Source organism: Helicobacter felistomachi, assembly GCF_030296895.1.
Lineage (GTDB): Bacteria > Campylobacterota > Campylobacteria > Campylobacterales > Helicobacteraceae > Helicobacter > Helicobacter felistomachi.
Genome location: NZ_AP028022.1, coordinates 685941 through 704735, shown reverse-complemented (window position 1 = coordinate 704735; position 18795 = coordinate 685941). Strand labels below are relative to the sequence as shown.

Annotated in this window: 6 protein-coding genes; 2 read left to right on the top strand and 4 right to left on the bottom strand. The window is 51.4% G+C overall.

All coding sequences use genetic code 11. From position 1 onward, the window contains the following. The first annotated feature begins 1067 nt into the window (after positions 1-1067). Together QUE23_RS03645 and QUE23_RS03640 are read left to right on the top strand one after the other, a co-directional pair. Positions 1068-4265, top strand: coding sequence for a beta strand repeat-containing protein (locus QUE23_RS03645; RefSeq protein WP_286349262.1), 3198 nt, complete (start codon positions 1068-1070; stop codon positions 4263-4265). Further along, a complete protein-coding gene (locus QUE23_RS03640; RefSeq protein ID WP_286349261.1) occupies positions 4262-7540 on the top strand; it encodes an outer membrane protein in 3279 nt (1092 codons plus the stop codon). Before QUE23_RS03645 ends, QUE23_RS03640 begins: the two co-directional genes overlap by 4 nt. 783 nt (positions 7541-8323) lie before the next feature. On the opposite strand, the gene QUE23_RS03635 is transcribed toward QUE23_RS03640, so the two are convergent. The 4 genes from QUE23_RS03635 to rplA form a co-directional block, all read right to left on the bottom strand. Continuing rightward, positions 8324-17008, bottom strand: a complete 8685-nt coding sequence (locus QUE23_RS03635; protein WP_434802002.1) for a DNA-directed RNA polymerase subunit beta/beta' — start codon at positions 17006-17008, stop codon at positions 8324-8326. Positions 17009-17143: 135 nt separating this feature from the next. Further along, a complete protein-coding gene (rplL, locus tag QUE23_RS03630) occupies positions 17144-17518 on the bottom strand; it encodes a 50S ribosomal protein L7/L12 (protein ID WP_286349260.1) in 375 nt (124 codons plus the stop codon). Positions 17519-17527: 9 nt separating this feature from the next. Next, the gene (gene rplJ, locus QUE23_RS03625; protein ID WP_286349259.1) at positions 17528-18010 is read right to left on the bottom strand and encodes a 50S ribosomal protein L10; all 483 of its coding nucleotides are present in this window, start codon (positions 18008-18010) and stop codon (positions 17528-17530) included. Between the two features lie 82 nt (positions 18011-18092). Then, complete coding sequence (rplA, locus tag QUE23_RS03620) at positions 18093-18794, bottom strand: 50S ribosomal protein L1 (RefSeq protein WP_286349258.1); 702 nt, start codon at positions 18792-18794, stop codon at positions 18093-18095. Between the last annotated feature and the right edge of the window lies 1 nt (position 18795).

Here is an 18795-nt window from a genome sequence, read left to right as displayed (position 1 = left end):
GGTTCAAACACCAACAACGCCATTTTGGGCTTGATGAATCAATACACCAACGCCTACAACAACCGCATCAGCTTCAGTGGGGTGAGTGCCGCCAACAACTTACTAGGCAGTGGGGCGCAAACGGGCTACTACACCGCCACCCCCACCACCGGCACCAGCCCTGTTGCCTACAAAGTTACGGGGAATTTACAAGCCAGCCAGATCGCCAGTGGATCTAACCAAGGCACGGCTGATGGCTTGCTCGGCACCATTTACCAAAACATGAACGCCATCATCGACAACTCGAATTTATATGTCAATACGGGTGCTGGACTAAACACCGCTTACGACAGCGCATTTAGCACGCTCAACACCGCCGGTGATGGGATTCTTAGTGCCATCACCGCCCTCACAAGCACAGATGCCACCACCAAAGCCTCCAGCTTTTTAGACAGCTTAAACAATGTGCTTTACGCCTCTGCCAACACCACCACCAACTCCCTCATCAACTCCAGCACTTATGCCTTTAACGGGAGTGGGGATGGGCTCACGACTTTACAAGCCATCAACAACATCAGCGGCATGATCGACAATGGGCTTGTAACCGCCTCCACGAGTAGCGGCACCACAACCTATACACTCAACAGCAACTACACCAACGCTCTCACCGCCCTCTCTGCCATGAGCCCACAGCTCGATGTCATCGCCAACAACACCCTCAATTCCAATGCGGTGAGTGCGGTCTTTAGCGCCCTTCAAGGCTTGCCTGCTGTGGGGACAGCCACTTTAAGCGATGTCGCCACAGCGCTCAATGGCTTGGTCAATCCTAACGCTTACCAAGCGGTCTATCAAGCTTACGAACAAATCACAGGCAATGGCACCGTGGTCTTCAACCCTTCCAACGGCAGCTTTAGCACGACCACGGCAACCAGCACCGACAGCCTAGGCGATTTTAAAAATGCGCTCTCAAGCCAATACAATGGCTCTCTAGCCAGCGCTTTTCAAGCCGCTTTAACTTTAGAGCATGAACTCAAAAACGCCAATACAGGCTTAGGCAACAACAGCAATTTGCAAAACCTTTTCCCTGATTGGACCGTGGGGGCAAAAACTCCGTACCCAACACGACAGGGGGCAATGCTCCAACCAGCGCCAACCTCCAAGCCCTTTACAACGCCTTTGAAAGCAACACCTTTGGGGGTAGCGCTAAAACGAGCGCATGGGGTGCCCTAGATAGCCTCTTGCAACAAGTGAACCCCTATGTGAGCACAGCCAACATCAAGGTGGACAACACCCTCAAAGGGGGCACAGCCAACCCCACTACAATTTACCCCCTCAATGTCCAAAATGGCGGTGTGACCGACAAAAGCAGCACCAACACCTCTTGGACGAGCCAACAAGCCACCAACCAAGCCGCTTACAACAAGCAGTACATGGCAAATTTGTCAAATCTTTTGACAAATGTCTTGACTTACAGCAACAATGTCAACACCTTTAAGGGCATGCTCTCTAGCTCCGCTTCGCTCAATAACATCTTAAACGCGGGCATCAACAACGCCGCCGCCAACAAGACGTATAACAGCCAAGCCGCAGAAGCTGCGGGCAAAGCCGATGCCATCGATAACCAAGCCCAAGTCTTAAACAACATCAAGGCGTTGTTCCGCTCCGAAACTTTGCTGGGCGATTACATCAATGCCCTCACGAAAAACTGGAGCTCCACAAGCCAAGATGTGAACCAAGTGAATCAAGCCAATGGTTTGGCGTTCATGTACAACGCTTTGAGTGCCAGCCAAGCGCAAAATGGGCTCATCGCCCAAACTAAAGCCGCTATTGAGGGTCAATTGAACACCAACTTCGTCCTCAGCCCCACTTTGGCGTCTTCTTCCAATCTGCAAAACGACCTTTCGATCTTCTCTTCGGGGACTTTTTCGAGCACGGCGAGCACCTCACAAATCGCCCAAGGCTTAGGGGCTTTGGTGAATTTGCAAAATGCGTTCAACAATTCCTCTCCTAGCACCTCTGGCGCTTCGAGCAACTTTGTCAGCGATATCCAAGGTGTGCAAAGCTTTAACAACAACATGGGCACGCTCACCAATTCATCAAATGCAACGGCTTTAGGTAAATTGCAAATACAAAGCGGGCAAGCCGGCATGAAAGCCAACACGGCTCTTAGTGCTTCGAATTTAGATGCCGCTTTGGCTGCTTTGGTCGTCGCTGTTGATGGTGGTGCCGAAGTAAGCGATGCCCTAACCACTGTCTTTGGGGCTACTTACAGCACTTGGGCTACATCTAACTCCGCTCTGGCGAGCGCTTTCACTAGCTTGCTCAGTGGTTCTGGATCCTATGCAACCTTGCAAGCACTCCTTGCCAATGCCCCTACTGGTTCAGGACCTTCGAAAGTGGATGCCACTACTTTTGGCGCAGTGGTTACACAAATGAGCAATTTAGGCGGCTACATCAGTGCTGCCAACACCGCTTTAAGCTCTAGCGGGCAGTTGCCCACTGCCACTGCCGGGCTTGGTACCACCAACATCCTCACGACTCAGACCTTTGACAACATCTTCAACAACCTCCAAAATTTGAGTCAAAATTTGGGGGCGTTTGCGCCCAGCATTAAAGAGCAATTTGCCACGGGGAATTTATCTGCCAGCCAGTTGCTCGGCTATATCCAAAACGACATCAACAACATCAAAGCGTACGCCGGGTTAGACAGCAATGCGGGTCAAAGCACACAACAAGGCAGCGATGCCATGAGCGGCTCTGGCTTGCAAGGCATTTTAAAGGCTGCAGGCATCAGCAGTGCGCAAAGTCTAGGCTTTGCCAACGCCGCCATCAACACTTTGAGCAACACCTTGAACGGACTTTTGCCCTTGCTCAACACGCCTAGCAGCAACAATGGGGTATTCACCACCAGCGACTTTAGCAGTTACCAAACCCTAGTGAGCAACTTAAGCAGCGCTGTGCTTAAACTCTACCAAACCGACCCCAACTTTTTTGTCAATGCCACCACGGGGTCAACCGCCAACACCGGTAAGCCCTTGCAGTACAACCTAAACAATGTCAATGCCCTAGGCAACCAAGGCACGATCAATGGCGGCACCTTCAGTTCTGCCAACAACAGCAGCATCGGCTTCCCCCTCTCTTCAGGCAGCGGCGCACACTACTACGCCCAAATGGGGATCAACGACCCCAACGCTGGTGCTTATATCGGCAACCTCCAAGCCCTAGCCACCATCAACAACCTCATTGGATCTATCGTGCAACAGACAAGCTCTAATGGCATTTACACCAACTCCACCCCCTACACCGCCCTTTTCACCAACCCTAGTGGGGCAGCCGATAGCGTGGTGAGCGTGATCAACACCAATGCGGCGACCTTGCAAAGCTATTTAGGCACCAATGTCAGCATGGAGGCGTTTGTGGGGGCTTTGATGACCATCAACACAGGCTCCGCCTCCAGCAATAACTACGCCGCCGTGATCCATGCGGTGCAAAATTTGACAAACCAGACCATAGATGCCTCAGACGCTCAAGCCATTTGGACGGCCTTTGACAACATCTATTACAAAACCGCCAATGGGGCAGCCAGCGGAACGACCTACATCGATGAGCTGGGCAGCAATTTGAGCAATAAATTGACCCCCAACACGGTCGCCAATGTCGCCCACATCATCACGGACGCCCAAAGCCTCTTTAAAGCCAACAAACTTTTGGCAGGGAACACTGATTCAAAAAATACTAGCAACAATGTCAATGGCACCATCACCAACAACGCGAGTGGGGTGTTGAAGGTAACCCAGGGCAACGCCCAACAATACCTCACTGCCCAAACCGCCGCCCAACAAGTGGGGGCGTTGATGCAAGCGCTCAAAGCCGGCGATGACGCCACGCCCAGCCAAGTGGTCCAATTCATCAAAGACATCGACAGCTACACCCACAATATCAATTTACTCAACAGCCTCACGACGGGTAACTCACAAGCCGCCCAAGGCAACACCCTAGCCAGCGATGTGCTCAACTATGTGCAAGGCAATGCGGTGGGCAACGCACAAAACCCCTCTTACAGCCAGCTCACCAACAACGCCGCCGCCAGTTACACGGGGTCAGGGGCAGCTGGGGCTCTTAGCAAGCTCTATGGGTTGGAAACCCTTGTGAATCGCTTGCAATATTTGGAGAACTTACAAGGGCAACTACAAACCGCTATCAACAACAACCCCTATGCGATGGTGATGCAAAAAATGATCTCATCCAAAGCAACCAATACCAAAGCATTGCTGAAAAGATCGTGACCGAAGGTAAAAACAATGGGCTCTTCAGTGCAGCCGCGTCTAAAGAGTTCTCCAGCATGAACGGCAGCAACATTGTCTTAAACCCCAACACGGGTTCAGCCACCTCCCCCACCCCAGATAGTTTCACCGCCTTTAGCAACACCGTTACTAGCAGTTTGCAAGGTGTGAGTGCGTGGAACTCTCTGGTTTCGGGCTTAAACAATGGCGACAGCAGTGTCCTCTTGCCCGGTATCCCCTTCAACACCAATGTGGTGAAAAGTCTAGGCAATGTCAACACCGCTGTAGGCAATTTAACCGGCTTCATCGTCCCCATCTCAGACACCAGCTCTAGCGCGGCTAGTTCTGTCGCCAGCGCCATCAACAGCATTTACAGCTCTTACGCTGGGGGCAGTGGCAACACCAATTCTGGGATCGGCACTCTGTTGAACGCCCAAATCAGCGCAACCGATGTATTCAGCCAAAGCCAATTCCAATTCGCTGCAAACAGCACGGGTGCTCTCGGCTTATCTGCTTTAACCCAACAAGTCGAAAGTACGGGCTACACTCCCCTAGAGGGCATGCAGGGCTTGAGTGGCATTAACACCATGCTCACAGATGGATTGTTACAAGCTAGTGGTGCCCTCAGTGCCAACGCCACCGCCGCTTTTGGAGCAAGCGATACAAAAGGTATCCAAGGCTTGGATAAGTCTTTGGCAAACATTGCAGGTTTATTTAGCGGCGCAGTAGGGGCTGGGAACACTGACTCTGCCTCTACCCTCACCGATGGCAAGGCGAGCAATTTAAGTGGCATTAATTTTGACAAACTCACCACTATGGGCAACTACGGCACCGACACCTTTATCCAAGGGCTTGTGGGGGCGATTGCCAGCGCTTCGGGCAATGTTACTGGTGCGAGCCACAATCTCCTTTACTATTTAGAAAACCCCACAGATGTGGTCACCACCACTCCCTCTGCAGATCAAGCATCGCAATCTATTGTCGCCACAGCGCTCCAAACTGCGCTCACTAATTTCTTAGGTAAAACGGCAGCGGACTCTATCAACACCACTCCTGCCAATGCCTCAACCCTTTTGACCAACTTGAACGCCATCCTTAGCAGTTCCGGTACTTTAGGTCAAATTGAGGCTGTTTTAAGTGGAGGGCAAGCAGCCCCCGGCGCAGGCAGTGTTTATACCGGCTCTACACTTGCCAATGCCCTCACCCAAGTGCAACAATTTGCCAAATACTACAACGCCGCCAATGGGGTGTTGGGTAACAGCTCTGGAGCCAAGGTTAAAACAGGGATTACTAATTGGGTTGATGGGGTCACTACAGCCAATACAGCGGCTTATCTCCAGGACTACACACAACTTGTCAATGATGTCAATGCCATCTTTGGTGTGAGCACGGGCCTTACGGGCAATCTCAGCATACAAGGCGTGGTCAATACCCAACAAGCCATGGCGCAATACATCACAGCCGTGCAAGCTGGCGATGTCGCTGGCACGACTGTAGGTAGCTTGACAAGCACCACTTTGGATGGCAGCATTGCCGGACTCATGGCAGCGGCGCTGCAAGCAGAAGGCGTGAGCGGAGCACAACCTAAAGGTGGTGGCGGTAACTCTACAGCAGATAGTATCGGTAACTACATCGCCAACGCCACTCCTGCGCAAATCCAAGCTGCCGCCCAAGCGGTAGTAGACAACACAGGTGGCAACTACAACGGCTTTGTGGATGGCGAAAATAGCCAAAGCATGCACCAAACCCTCAATAACTTTACTCTAGGCAAGGTGCTTGCAGCCGCTCAAAACTACAGCGATGCGATGGGCACCTTAACGCCTCTACTCAACCCTAGCAACCAAAACGCCTCTGTCCAAAAAATCTTAGACACTTCTATTGGCAATGTGACGAGTTTGGGGGCGTTGGCGCAGTTGCTAAACTCTAGTGCGAGCATTGATGTCAATGGCACTTCTGTCAGCGTTTCTAGTCTCCTTGGCAACCCCAGCACCTTAAGCCCTGCTGTGGTGGCGGCCATTAAACAGCTCCTTACAAAAATGGAGGGCGTACAAGGTCAAGTCAACACCTTCCAACAAAACATCGACAACAATGCGACCGCCTCCTTACTCAATGGTTTGCAAGGCACAAATGGCTACGCTGCGCAAGCACAAAATGCGCTCTCAAGCTTGGTGAGCCGTGTGGGTGTGACTAACCAAACCATCAACAACTACCTCACCAATGAGGATAAGGTGATCCAAGCGCGGGTGGATTTCTTGCTCAACAACCAAGCCAACACTTTGGGGGCGTTGTTGCTCTCCTTACAAAAGGTGTCTCAGCAAAGTTTCCAAGGCAACGCCGATGCTGCCATCAGCCAGCTCAACACAGACATCTCCAATGTCTTTAACCAAATCGTGCAAAGCGATCGGCTGAACCCCACACAAGCGGACGCTAACTTACAAAGCATCATCAACGCCCTCACCAATTTGCAATCAAGTTTGCTAGGGCAGTTGGCTGGCATGGCTGGGGTGAGCGGTGCAACCGGTGGGGGCGGTGCGGCTGTGGCAGCTGTAGAGGGCGTGCAAGCCGAACATGCTAAGGGCAGCATCACATTGCCTGTCGTAAATGCCGGCACCCCCTCTGCCATCACCACACAGCTCAATGCGGTCAACAACGCCCTTGTGCTCGCTAAAGCCAGCTTGAGCAAAATGCAAACAGAGCTTAAAGCCATGGGCTACAATGTGAGCAAAAACGGTGTGGTGGCGATGTCAAACGCCATGCAACCCATGAACTCCAATGGCAACATGTATGGCATCGATGTGCAGTTTGGGTATAAACAATTCTTTGGCAAAAAGAAACGTTGGGGTGTGCGCTACTACGCCAACTTCAGTTACCAACACGGCACGTTCATGAACAGCAATGCAGCTGAACTTGACAACTTTGTCTATGGGGCTGGGGTGGATGCGCTGTATAACTTCTACGAAAGCAAAGATGGCAAATACACCACGGGTCTGTTTGCAGGGCTCATGTTGGATGGCTCTAGCTGGGCGGTCAAAGGGCAAAGCTATTACGACAGTTTGGTGGCTCAAGGTTTGGGTAAAATGAACACCTCTTACTTCCAAATCCCCATCAACTTGGGCTTTAGGACCAATGTCAACAAGCACAATGGCTTTGAAATCGGTTTAAGAATCCCTCTTGCGACCAACTACTACTATAAGGGTCTGAACGAATTTGGCGATAAACTAGACATTGCGTACAAACGCAATGTGTCTGTTTACTTCAACTACGTTTACAACTTCTAAACTTTTGGAAGGTTGTTAGGATTTTAGGGGCTTTGCCCCTAGCCCTCTTAAAGGGGCTTGCTTCTTTTTTACCTTTGCCCTTTAAGTTGCCCTTTAAATTGTTAATTTTAAGGCTTTGTCTCACTTTTTAAGGGCTTGTTCCTTGTAGGGAGTCTGCCCTTGCCCCCTTAAACTCGTTAGAATTTCAATGGCTACCCCTTAAGGGGTTTTTCTCTTTTCCCCCCTTTCTCTTTCTTGTTTCTTTGGCTCTCTTAGGGGACAGTTTTGTTTGCTTGGGTTTTGTGTGCCTAGAAGGGTTCAACGCTTCTTGGGCGTTTGTGGGGGGTGGCATGGCTGCTGGTGTTTTAAAGCGCACCTTAAGGGGGCGCCTTAAGGGGGCGGCTGATGGGGGGGTTTATTTGCACCCCTCTTGCTTGCTTGGTGGGGTTAGGAATAGCAAGATAAAATCTATAAAATTCTATAAGTTTTTTATCGGTTTATTCTTGCCACAAAAGCCCGAAATTTTGCTAAAACAGACACCGCCTTTAGTAGGAACCAAATTAACGCTTGCTACCCCAAAGGGGACCCCATGCGAAAAGCCAAACACTCTTAAGACTGCGTTTTTGCGTGATGCTGGCTTGTTTCAAATATGGTTGTGGCCGCTTAAAGGGGCTGGTGGGAGTTTTATGCCTTGCTGTGAGTGCTATGGTTTGTAGGTGTTTTGCCCCGCTTGCAGCCCCTTGCTTTTTTAAGCAGGTTAGCTCTCAAGCTAGCAGCTTGCGTGGATGCACGGTGTTTTTAAGGTCAGTGTTTGTCCGTCTTCACCCCGACTTTTTTGTCTTTATACAGCCCGGTGCCCACAGGGATCATGCGCCCCAGCACCACATTTTCTTTTAAGTCTTCTAAGAAGTCCTTTTTCATCGCAATGCTGGCTTCTGTGAGCACTTTTGTGGTCTCTTGGAAGCTGGCGGCAGAGATGATGCTATCGCTGCCGATCGCCGCGCGGGTGATGCCTAAAAGCACAGGCTCGGCAATGGCCGGCTCGCCTTTAGATTGCAACACCCGCTGGTTTTCCTCTTTAAAGTGCTTTTTGCTCACCAAATCGCCCTCAATGAACTTGGTGTTCCCGCTGTCTAAAATCCGCACTTGGCGCAGCATTTGCGACACGATGATCTCGATGTGCTTGTCGGCGATGTTGACCCCCTGGCGGCGGTAAACTTGCTGCACTTCGCTCACGATGTACTTGTGTAATTCCTTTTCTCCGCTGATGCGTAAAATGTCGTGGCTGCTCACCGCGCCATCGGTGATCGCCTCGCCCGCGTGCACGAATTCATTAGGGTGCACCAAAATCTGTTTGCCCTTGTCGATGAAGTACTCCGCTTTGCGCCCATCGGCAGCCGTGATACACACGCGCTCTTTATTGCGCACGGGCTTTTCAAAGCTTACCTGCCCGTCAATTTCGCTTAAAATCGCTAAATCTTTAGGCTTGCTCTTGCGGGCTTCAAAGATGTCGGAGACGCGGGGCAAGCCGCCCGTGATGTCCTTAGATTTCGCGGTGGCTTTGGGGATTTTCGCCAGCACATCCGCGACCTCCACCTGCGCGCCCTCGGCAATGGCGATCGAGGTTTTGGGCTCTAGGGGGTAGTAAATGGGCTCTTGGCCCTGTGCTTCGATCATCAGGCTGGGTTTAAAGCCCGTGGGGATGTACTCGTTGACGACCAAGGAGCGCACGCCGGTGTTTTCATCTTCAGTTTCAGTCACGCTCACCCCCGCCACAATGTCTATAAAGCGCACCACGCCGCCCATGTCGGCGATGATGGGCGTGTTGTAGGGGTCCCAGCTGGCGATGGTGTTTTTCGCGTCATGGCTGGGCTTGACTAAAAGGGTGTTGGCTTCTGTGGGGCTGTTGTCGTCCACTTGCACCAAAGAGTTGCGGGCGATGTAGTGGCGGATGGCCTCTTGGTCGTTTTCATCAGCGACCACCGCAAATAGCCCCTTTTCCTCCACAATGTCGCCCGCTTTAACGCCCCTAGCACGCTCTAAGTGATCGCCCACAAGGTGGTAGAACTTCACCACGCCCTTTTCTTTAGCGGTGATCTCTTGGGTGATCGGGTCGTTGTCTTGCACGGCGATCTCAGAAGCGTAAGGGATGCGATTTGGCACATTCCAGCCGTCTTTGATGATGTCGGCGATGCTGCCCCCCTCGTGCACCACATGCCCACTGCCATAGGGCAGATAGATTTTGCCCTCGATCTTCCCGCTCACCCCGGCCAGCTCATTAGGTTTAGCCACATCGCTTTTACGCAAGACAAACTTTGCCTCTTGGGTTTCTCCCACCACGCTTAAAACCACCTCTTCATGGGCACTATCCACCTTCAGCACGCCATCAAAGGGGGCTTTGATTTTAGGCTCCACCACGAGAATCGCGGCGTTGCGGCGGTTGACGATGATGTTCTTGCCCTCTTTGTTTTGGTAGGTTTTGACATTGAAAAAGCGCACAAAGCCCTCATTGCTGGCGACAATCTCGCGCTCTTCTTGGCTTCGTGAGGCCGTGCCGCCCACGTGGAAGGTTCTTAGGGTTAATTGCGTGCCCGGCTCGCCGATGGACTGCGCCGCCACCACGCCCACCGCCTCGCCGGGTTTAACCATTTTGCCCTCGCCCAAATTCAAGCCGTAGCATTTAGCGCACACGCCTTTTTGGGCCTTACAAGTGACGGGGGTGCGAATCGTGACGGATTTAATGCCCGCCTCCACAATGCGCTTGGCCTTTTCTTCATCCACCATGGTGTCTGCGTTTAACAAGACTTCGTTGGTGAGCGGATCGATGATGTCCTCCACTAAAACCCGGCCAAAAATGCGCTCTTCTAAAGGTTCGATGAGCTCGCTGCCCACCGTGATGTCGGTGATCTCGATGCCTTCGTGCGTGCCGCAATCCTCTTGCACCACCTTGACATTTTGGGCGACATCGATGAGTTTGCGGGTGAGATAGCCGGCGGTGGCGGTTTTTAGCGCGGTGTCGGCTAACCCTTTGCGCGCCCCGTGCGTGGAGTTGAAGTACTCCAGCACATTCAAGCCCTCTTTAAAGTTAGAGATGATGGGCGTTTCAATGATGCTGCCATCAGGTTTGGTCATCAAGCCGCGCATCGCCGAGAGTTGGCGAATCTGGGCGGCTGAACCACGCGCGCCGCTATCGGCCATCATATAAATGGAGTTGAAGCCCTGCTTGTCGCTGGCAATGGCGGCCATCATCTCTTGACTCATCGCGTCATTGACCTCGGTCCAAATGTCGATGATTTTATTGTAGCGCTCTTGTTCGCTCAAGTGCCCGCCCTCAAACTGGGCTTGAATCGCCTTCACCCGCTCTTTGGCCGCCTCCACCATGCTGACTTTATTGGCCGGCGTGATGATGTCCTCCATAGAGATGGAGATGCCCGCTTTAGTGGCGTATCTAAAGCCTAGGTTTTTGAGATTGTCTAGGAATTTGGCCGTTTGGCCAATGCCGCTCTCTTTGTAGACATAATCCACCAACGCCCCGATGTCCTTTTTCTTCAACACTTTGTTCCACAAGTGGGCGGGCACAAAGTCGGGCAAAATGGATTTGATCACCAGCCGGCCGGCGGTGGTTTGCAGGATATGCCGTTCTTGCAAAACCCGCACTTTGGCGTGCACGTCTAATTCTTTGGCATCCACGGCCATCAAGACCTCCGCCACGCTAGAAAAGAGTTTATGCTCGCCCAGCACGCCGCTTTTTTCTAAGGACAGGTAGTAAAGCCCGAGCACCATGTCCTGGCTAGGCACGGCCACCGCCTTACCGCTGGCAGGCAACAAGATATTCATCGAGCTTAACATCAAGACCTTGCACTCCGTGATCGCCTCTTGGCTTAAAGGCACATGCACGGCCATTTGATCGCCGTCAAAGTCGGCGTTGAAGGCCGAGCACACCAGCGGGTGGAGTTGAATCGCCTTGCCATCGATGAGCTTGGGGTGGAAGGCTTGAATCGATTGTTTATGCAGCGTGGGGGCGCGGTTTAAGAGCACGGGATAGCCCTCCACGATTTCCTCCAAGCACTCCCAAACCTCGTTGGTTTTTTGCTCGATCATGCGCTTGGCTTGTTTGAGCGTGGTGGCAAAGCCCTTTTCTTCCAACTTAGAGAGCAAATGGGGTTTAAAGAGTTCGAGCGCCATGTTTTTAGGCAGCCCGCATTGGTCCATGTTAAGATTAGGCCCCACCACAATCACGCTGCGGCCTGAGAAGTCCACGCGTTTGCCTAGCAAGTTTTGTCTAAAGCGGCCTTGTTTGCCCTTGATGATTTCCGAGAGTGACTTTAAGGGGCGTTTGTTCGCGCCTTTGACGGCATTGGCGTTGCGCCCATTGTCAAACAGCGCATCCACCGCCTCTTGCAACATGCGCTTTTCATTGCGCACGATGATCTCAGGCGCGCCCAGCTCCATCAAGCGTTTTAAGCGTTGGTTGCGGTTGATCACCCGTCGATAAAGTTCATTGACATCGCTCACGGCAAACTTGCCGCCATCTAGAGCCACTAAAGGGCGTAAATCTGGGGGCAGGACGGGCAGGGCGGTGAGCATCATCCACTCGGGGCGGTTGCCCGAATTGATGAAACTTTCCACGACTTTGAGCCGTTTGACTAATTTCTTTTTCTTGGCATCCGAGTTGGTGTCTTTGACCTCTTCTTTCAGCGATTCGAGCAAGCCCACTAAATCTAACTCTTCTAAGAGCTCTTTAATCACCTCGCCTCCCATTTGGGCGTTAAAATCCTGATCGGAGTAGTGGCGTTGGATGCTCTGAAACTGCTCCTCGTTTAAGATGTCGTATTTGAGCACGGGTTTGCTGCCCTCTAAATCGTAGCACGCTTGCCCGGGGTCTTTGACGATGTAGGCTTCGTAGTAGAGCACGCGCTCTAAGTCTTTCATTTTGATGCCTAAAAGCGTGCCGATGCGGCTAGGCAGGGAATTGACATACCAAATGTGCGCCACGGGCGTGGCTAGCTCAATGTGCCCCATTCTAAAAGAGCGCACTTTAGAGCTGGTGATCGCCACGCCGCATTTTTCGCAAGTGCCGATCGTTTTGTAGCGCGGTTTTTTGTACTTGCCACACAGGCATTCGTAGTCTTTGGTCGGTCCAAAGATTTTCATACAAAAGAGCCCATCGCGCTCGGGTTTTAAGGTGCGGTAGTTGATGGTCTCGGGCTTTTTCACCTCCCCATAGCTCCACTCGCGGATTTTATCCGGGCTCGCAAGGGTGAGCTGGAAAGAGCTAAAGTCTTTGGGGCGATCGTCCTCCTTAATGACAATGGGTTTGGGCGCTCCATATTCATCCACTTCTTCATTAAAAATATTGACATCTAGAGCCAACGATTGCAATTCTTTAGTCAAAACATAAAAAGTTTCAGGGATTTCGCTCTCCCCCACATGCTCGCCTCTAGCGATGGCTCTATAGGCGTTCTCTCTGCCCTTAATGTCATCGGATTTCACGGTCAGCATTTCTTTAAGTGTGTGTGCCGCGCCGTAAGCCTCCAAAGCCCACACCTCCATTTCTCCAAAGCGTTGTCCGCCAAAGAGCGCCTTCCCGCCCACGGGTTGGTGGGTGACGAGAGAGTAAGGCCCCGTGCTTCTGGCGTGCACTTTTTCATCCACGAGGTGGTGGAGTTTGAGCATGTACATGTAGCCCACATTGACCCGCTCTTTCATCTTCTCGCCCGTGCGCCCGTCATAAAGCTCGGTTTTGCCATCGAGGTCGATTTGTGCCAGCTTAAAGAGCTCCATGAACTGCTCTTGACTGATGCCCTCAAAGACGGGGATCGCAAATTTCACGCCATGTTGCCAATCGCGGGCGTATTCTAAAAGCTGTTCATCGCTGCACTGCTCGAGCATGTGGGCTAGGTCGTGGTTATGGACATTGACCACATGGGCGATCTCTAGCATTTTAGCCCGCAGTTTTGCGAGCATGTCCGCCGTGTGCGTGGCAAGCAGGGCTTGGATTTGTTTGCCCAGCTGGACTCCCACTAAGCCTAAGTGCACTTCTAAAATCTGCCCGATGTTCATGCGGCTAGGCACGCCAAGGGGGTTTAGCACAATGTCGATGGGCTCGCCATCGGCGGTGTAGGGCATGTCGGCGATGGGCACGATGTTAGACACAATGCCCTTGTTGCCGTGCCGTCCGGCCATTTTATCCCCCACTTTGAGCTTGCGCTTGGTGGCGATGTAGATTTTCACCTGCTTGATGACTCCATTGGGCAAAATGTCGTCTTTTTCCAAAATGGAGAGTTTTTTCTCGTGGCTTTGGCCTAAAAGTTTCTTTTGTTCTAAAATGTTGTTTTTGATTTGCTCAAAGCGGTTTTGGACTTCTTTGCTGAATTTTTTAGACAAAGAAATGAGCCCAAAGCGGTTGGTGTTTTCCACGACCTCTCTAGGGATTTTTGCACCTTTGGGGTAGGTGACATCGTTTAAGATCACCTCTTCCTCTAAAGGCTCTTGGGAGAAGATCGCACTGATTTGTAGGGCTTCCTCTTTATCCAGCATTTTAAAATGCTTGTCGTGGCGATCGTCTAAGATCCATTTTTCTTCTTCATAGGCACTTGTGGCGCGCGCATCCCTTTCGCAGCCTTTTTTGGTGAAGATCTTCACCCCGATCACCACGCCCTCTAAAGAGGGGGGGCAATAGAGCGACTTGTTCACCACATGCCCGGCTTTGTCCCCAAAGATGGCGCGCAGCAAGCGCTCTTCAGGCGTGCTTTTCATTTCGCCCTTGGGTGAGACCTTGCCGACTAAAATCATCCCCGCGCTCACATAGGTCCCGATTTTGACAATCCCCCCATTATCTAGGTGGGCGATCTCTTCCTCTTTGACATCGGGGATGTCGGAGGTGAACTCTTCGCTCCCGTGCTTGAGCTCTCTAGCCTCGATCTCCTTTTCGTAAATGTGCACGGAAGTGAACACATCGTCTTTGGTGATCTTCTCACTCACCACAATCGCGTCTTCAAAGTTGTAGCCATTCCAGGGCATGAACGCCACACGGATGTTTTTACCTAGAGCCAATTCGCCTTGATCCATGCTAGGGCCATCAGCGATGATCTGCCCCTCTTCAATGACATCGCCCACTTTGACGATGGGCACTTGGTTAAAGCAGGTGTTTTGGTTGGTGCGTAAATTCTTTTGCAGCAAATAAGAAGTGATGTGGGGGCCCTTCTCAGGGTCTTTTTCCACGATGTAGATGTTCTCCGAATCCACTTCATCCACCACGCCCCTACGCTCCGCTTTCACGCTCCCCCACGAATCGCGCGCGATCACGCTTTCAATGCCCGTGCCCACAATGGGTGCTTCGGAGCGCAACAAGGGCACGGCCTGGCGTTGCATGTTTGTCCCCATCAAGGCGCGGTTGGCATCGTCATGCTCTAAGAAGGGGATCAAGGATGCCGCCACGCCCACTAAAATGCGCGAGCTCAAATCCATTAAAGTCACTTTGCTCTTTTCATTGAGCACAATTTCCCCGCCCACCCGCGTTTCCACAAGGTCCTCTTGGATGTAGCCTTGAGCGTCTAGCGCGGTGCTGGCGGGGGCAATGACATGGCCTTCTTCTTGAATGGCGGTGAGGTATTCCACTTGCTCGCCCACCTGCCCCTCAACCACCTTTTTATAAGGGGCTTCAATGAAGCCGAGTTCATTGACCCGCGTGAAGGTGGATAGAGTGTTGATGAGCCCAATGTTTTGCCCCTCTGGGGTTTCAATGGGGCAAATGCGCCCGTAGTGTGTGGGGTGCACATCCCGCGCTTCAAAACCCACGCGGTCCTTAACAAGTCCGCCCTCACCCAAAGCTGAAAGACGGCGTTTGTGCGTCACCTCGGATAAGGGGTTGGTTTGATCCATGAACTGGGAGAGTTGCCCGCTCATGAAAAACTCTAAAATGGTGCTGGTGATCATTTTAGAATTGACCAGGTCGTGGGGCATGAGCGCGTCCAAGTTGGTGTTCATGGTGGTGAGCTTGTCTTTGATGGTCTTTTGCATTTTCATCAGACCCTCGTGCAGTTCGTTTGCCAACAACTCGCCCACGGCACGGATGCGGCGGTTACCTAAGTGGTCGCGATCGTCGATGTGCCCCTGCCCGTTTTTGATCTTGATGAGGTAGCGTACGGTTTCAATGATGTCCTCGTGGGTGAGCACGGTAACATAGTTAGGCACTTTTAAATGCAGCTTGTGGTTCATCTTCATGCGCCCGACCATCGTTAAGTCGTAGCGCTCGGGGTCAAAAAAGAGTTGTTGGACGTAGCGCTGGGCGACTTCAGCCGTCACCGGATCGCCCGGGCGCATGACTTTATAAATGCGAATCGCCGCTAGGGCGTTTTCATCCTCCACCTTTTCGCTTTGTTTCAACAGCTTTTGCGATTCGCTTCTTAGCGACTCGGCATCGGAGGTGAAGGATTTGATGATCGAAGCGTCATGGCCTAGGGCTAGGTCGTTGGCGATGACAAATTCTTTGACGCCCGCTTCCTTGATCTTGTCGAGTTTGGGTTGTTCTAAGAGGGTTAAAGCGTCTAAAAGGGTTTCTTGATTTTTATCTAAAATCGGTTCGGCTAGGTAGCGGCTCAGCAAAATTTTCGTGGGGTACTCCACCCACTCTACCCCGCTCTCTTTAATTTCTTTGGCTTTTTTGGCAGTGAGTTTGCGGCTGGCGGCTAAGAGCAACCGCCCTTTTTCATCTTTCAGATCAAAATCTAAGCGGCTATCTGTGGCGATGCTCTCAAAGGGGATGAAGTAGTGCTCCCCTTGCTCATCGGGTTTGTAGCGCACTTTTAAAAGAGGATAGAAAATACGGATAATGTCTTGTTTGCTGTAACCTAGGGCTCTAAACAGGATTGTGGCGGACACTTTACGGCGTTTGTTGATGCGCACATGTAAAATGTCTTTCACATCGTATTCAAAGTACAGCCACGAGCCGCGATCGGGAATGATTTGGCCGGTGTAGATCAGTTTATTGGCGCTGGTGGTGGATTTTTCTTCTTTAAAGATCACCCCAGGGCTTCTGTGTAGCTGGTTAACCACCACACGCTCTACGCCATTGATGATAAAAGAGGTGCGATCGGTCATTAAAGGGATCTCACGGATAAAAATGCTTTGTTCTTTAATGTCTTTGGGGCCCAGTCTTTCGCCCGTTTTGGGGTCTTTCTCCCAAAGGATCAGGCGGATTTTGATTTTAAGATAGGCTGAATAAGTGATGCCCCGCTCCATCGCCTCGCGCACGGTGTATTTAGGCTCGCCGTATTCACAGCCCCCGTATTCTAAAGTGATGCGGTTTTGGCTGTCGTGGATGGGAAAGACCGATTTAAACACCCGCTCAATCCCGCTCTCTCTGCCCTCTTTGGCGTATAAAAACGCCTCATAGCTGTCTTTTTGCAAGAGCAAGAGATTGGGGACGGGTAAGTCTTGGGGCATTTTTGTAAAATCTGCACGCAACCGATTTCTTAAAGTTTTCATGTTAATAAACCTTTTTGATGGAGATTGGAGGCTGGAAACGACACACACATAAAAATAAGTTCAATTCAAATCCATTTTGGCGGTGTTCCCCTTGATACACGCGATGCCCCTCCTTGTCCCCTCCTTTAAAATTCTTTACTTGATTTCAGCCTTCGCCCCGACTTCTTCGAGTTTCTTTTTAATGGTTTCGGCTTCCTCTTTGTTCACGCCTTCTTTAAGCACGTGGGGGGTTTTCTCTGTGGCTTCTTTGGCTTCTTTAAGCCCTAGGCCGGTGATTTCACGCACCACTTTAATGACCTTAATTTTTTCTGCCCCGGTTTCAGCCAGCACCACGCTAAATTCAGTTTTTTCCTCAGCCGCTTCAGCAGGCGCGCCGGCCACAGCCCCGGCCACCACAGTGGGGGCCGCGCTCACACCAAATTTTTCTTCAAAGGCTTTCACGAGCTCGCTAAGTTCGAGCACGCTCAAAGACCCAATGTAGTCTAAAATCTCCTCTTTCGTCATTGCCATGTTGATCCTTTATGCTTCTTCTTTTGATTTTCGCAAATTGTCCAAGCCCGTCACAAAGTAGCGCGCAGGTGCGCTCCAAACAGAGAGCAACATTCCGATAAGCTCTTCGCGACTGGGTAGTTTTGACACCGCTTCAATGTGCTTGCTGTCTACGGCTTGCTTTTCATAAAGCCCCATTTTCACAACAAAATGGTCTTTATGTTCCTTCGCAAAGCCCATGACCAACTTAGACAGCGCAATTTGATCCGCGCCCCAAATAAAGACATTGGTCTCTTTGAGCTCTAGGGCTTGCAAATTTGCCTCTTTTAAAGCCAAAGACGCGAGGGTGTTTTTGATCACCTGCACGCTAACGCCCTGCACTCTAGCGGCGTTACGCAATTTCTCTAAATGCTGCACCTGTAAGCCCTTGTAGTCGCACACCACAAGCGCATCCATTTGGCTAAACGCCTCTTTCAAGCGCGCCACAAGTTCTTGCTTTTGCTCTTTATGCATGTTTCCTCCTTTCCAACTAACTTCCACAAGGCGCACAGCGCAATTAAGCCAAAAAGCCCTTGTTTCTTCAGTTAAAGATGAATTACTTAACGTCCATCAACTCTTGGGCGTTTAAGCGCACCCCCGGCGACATTGTCAAGGACACCACGCTGTTGCGGATGTATTTGCCCTTAGAAGTGCTGGGTTTGAGCTTATTGATCGCGCGCACCAACTCGAGCATGTTTTCTTTAATTTGCGCCGCGCCAAAACTGGCTTTACCTACGGGGGCGTGCAAATTGCCCTTTTTATCCACGCGGAAATTGACCTGCCCGCTTTTAGCGTTGCTCACCGCCTTTTTAATGTCCATCGTGACGGTGCCGGTTTTAGGATTGGGCATGAGTCCTTTAGGCCCTAAAATACGCCCCACTTTCCCCACAACCGCCATCATGTCCGGAGTGGCGATGACCATGTCAAAGTTCGTGTTGCCATTTTTGATCTCTTCGGCTAAATCCTCGCCCCCGACCACATCTGCACCAGCTGCTTTAGCTTCATCGAGCTTAATGTCTTTGGCAAAGACGGCGACTCGCACCTTTTTACCCGTGCCATGGGGCAACACCACCGCGCCGCGCACCATTTGATCGGCATGTCTAGGATCCACACCTAAGCGCAGCGCCACTTCTACGGTTTCATCAAACTTCGCCGAAGCGAGGGATTTGAGCACATCCACCCCCTCTTCAAGGCTATAGACTTTTTCTCTCTCAAACTGAGAATTTAATTTTTCTACCCGTTTTGCTAACTTTGCCATA

Excerpts from the sequence above, each read along its gene's own strand:
- rplA (WP_286349258.1), bottom strand. The coding sequence starts at position 18,794 with ATGGCAAAGTTAGCAAAACGGGTAGAAAAATTAAATTCTCAGTTTGAG.
- QUE23_RS03635 (WP_434802002.1), bottom strand. The coding sequence starts at position 17,008 with ATGAAAACTTTAAGAAATCGGTTGCGTGCAGATTTTACAAAAATGCCC.
- rplJ (WP_286349259.1), bottom strand. The coding sequence starts at position 18,010 with ATGCATAAAGAGCAAAAGCAAGAACTTGTGGCGCGCTTGAAAGAGGCG.
- rplL (WP_286349260.1), bottom strand. The coding sequence starts at position 17,518 with ATGGCAATGACGAAAGAGGAGATTTTAGACTACATTGGGTCTTTGAGC.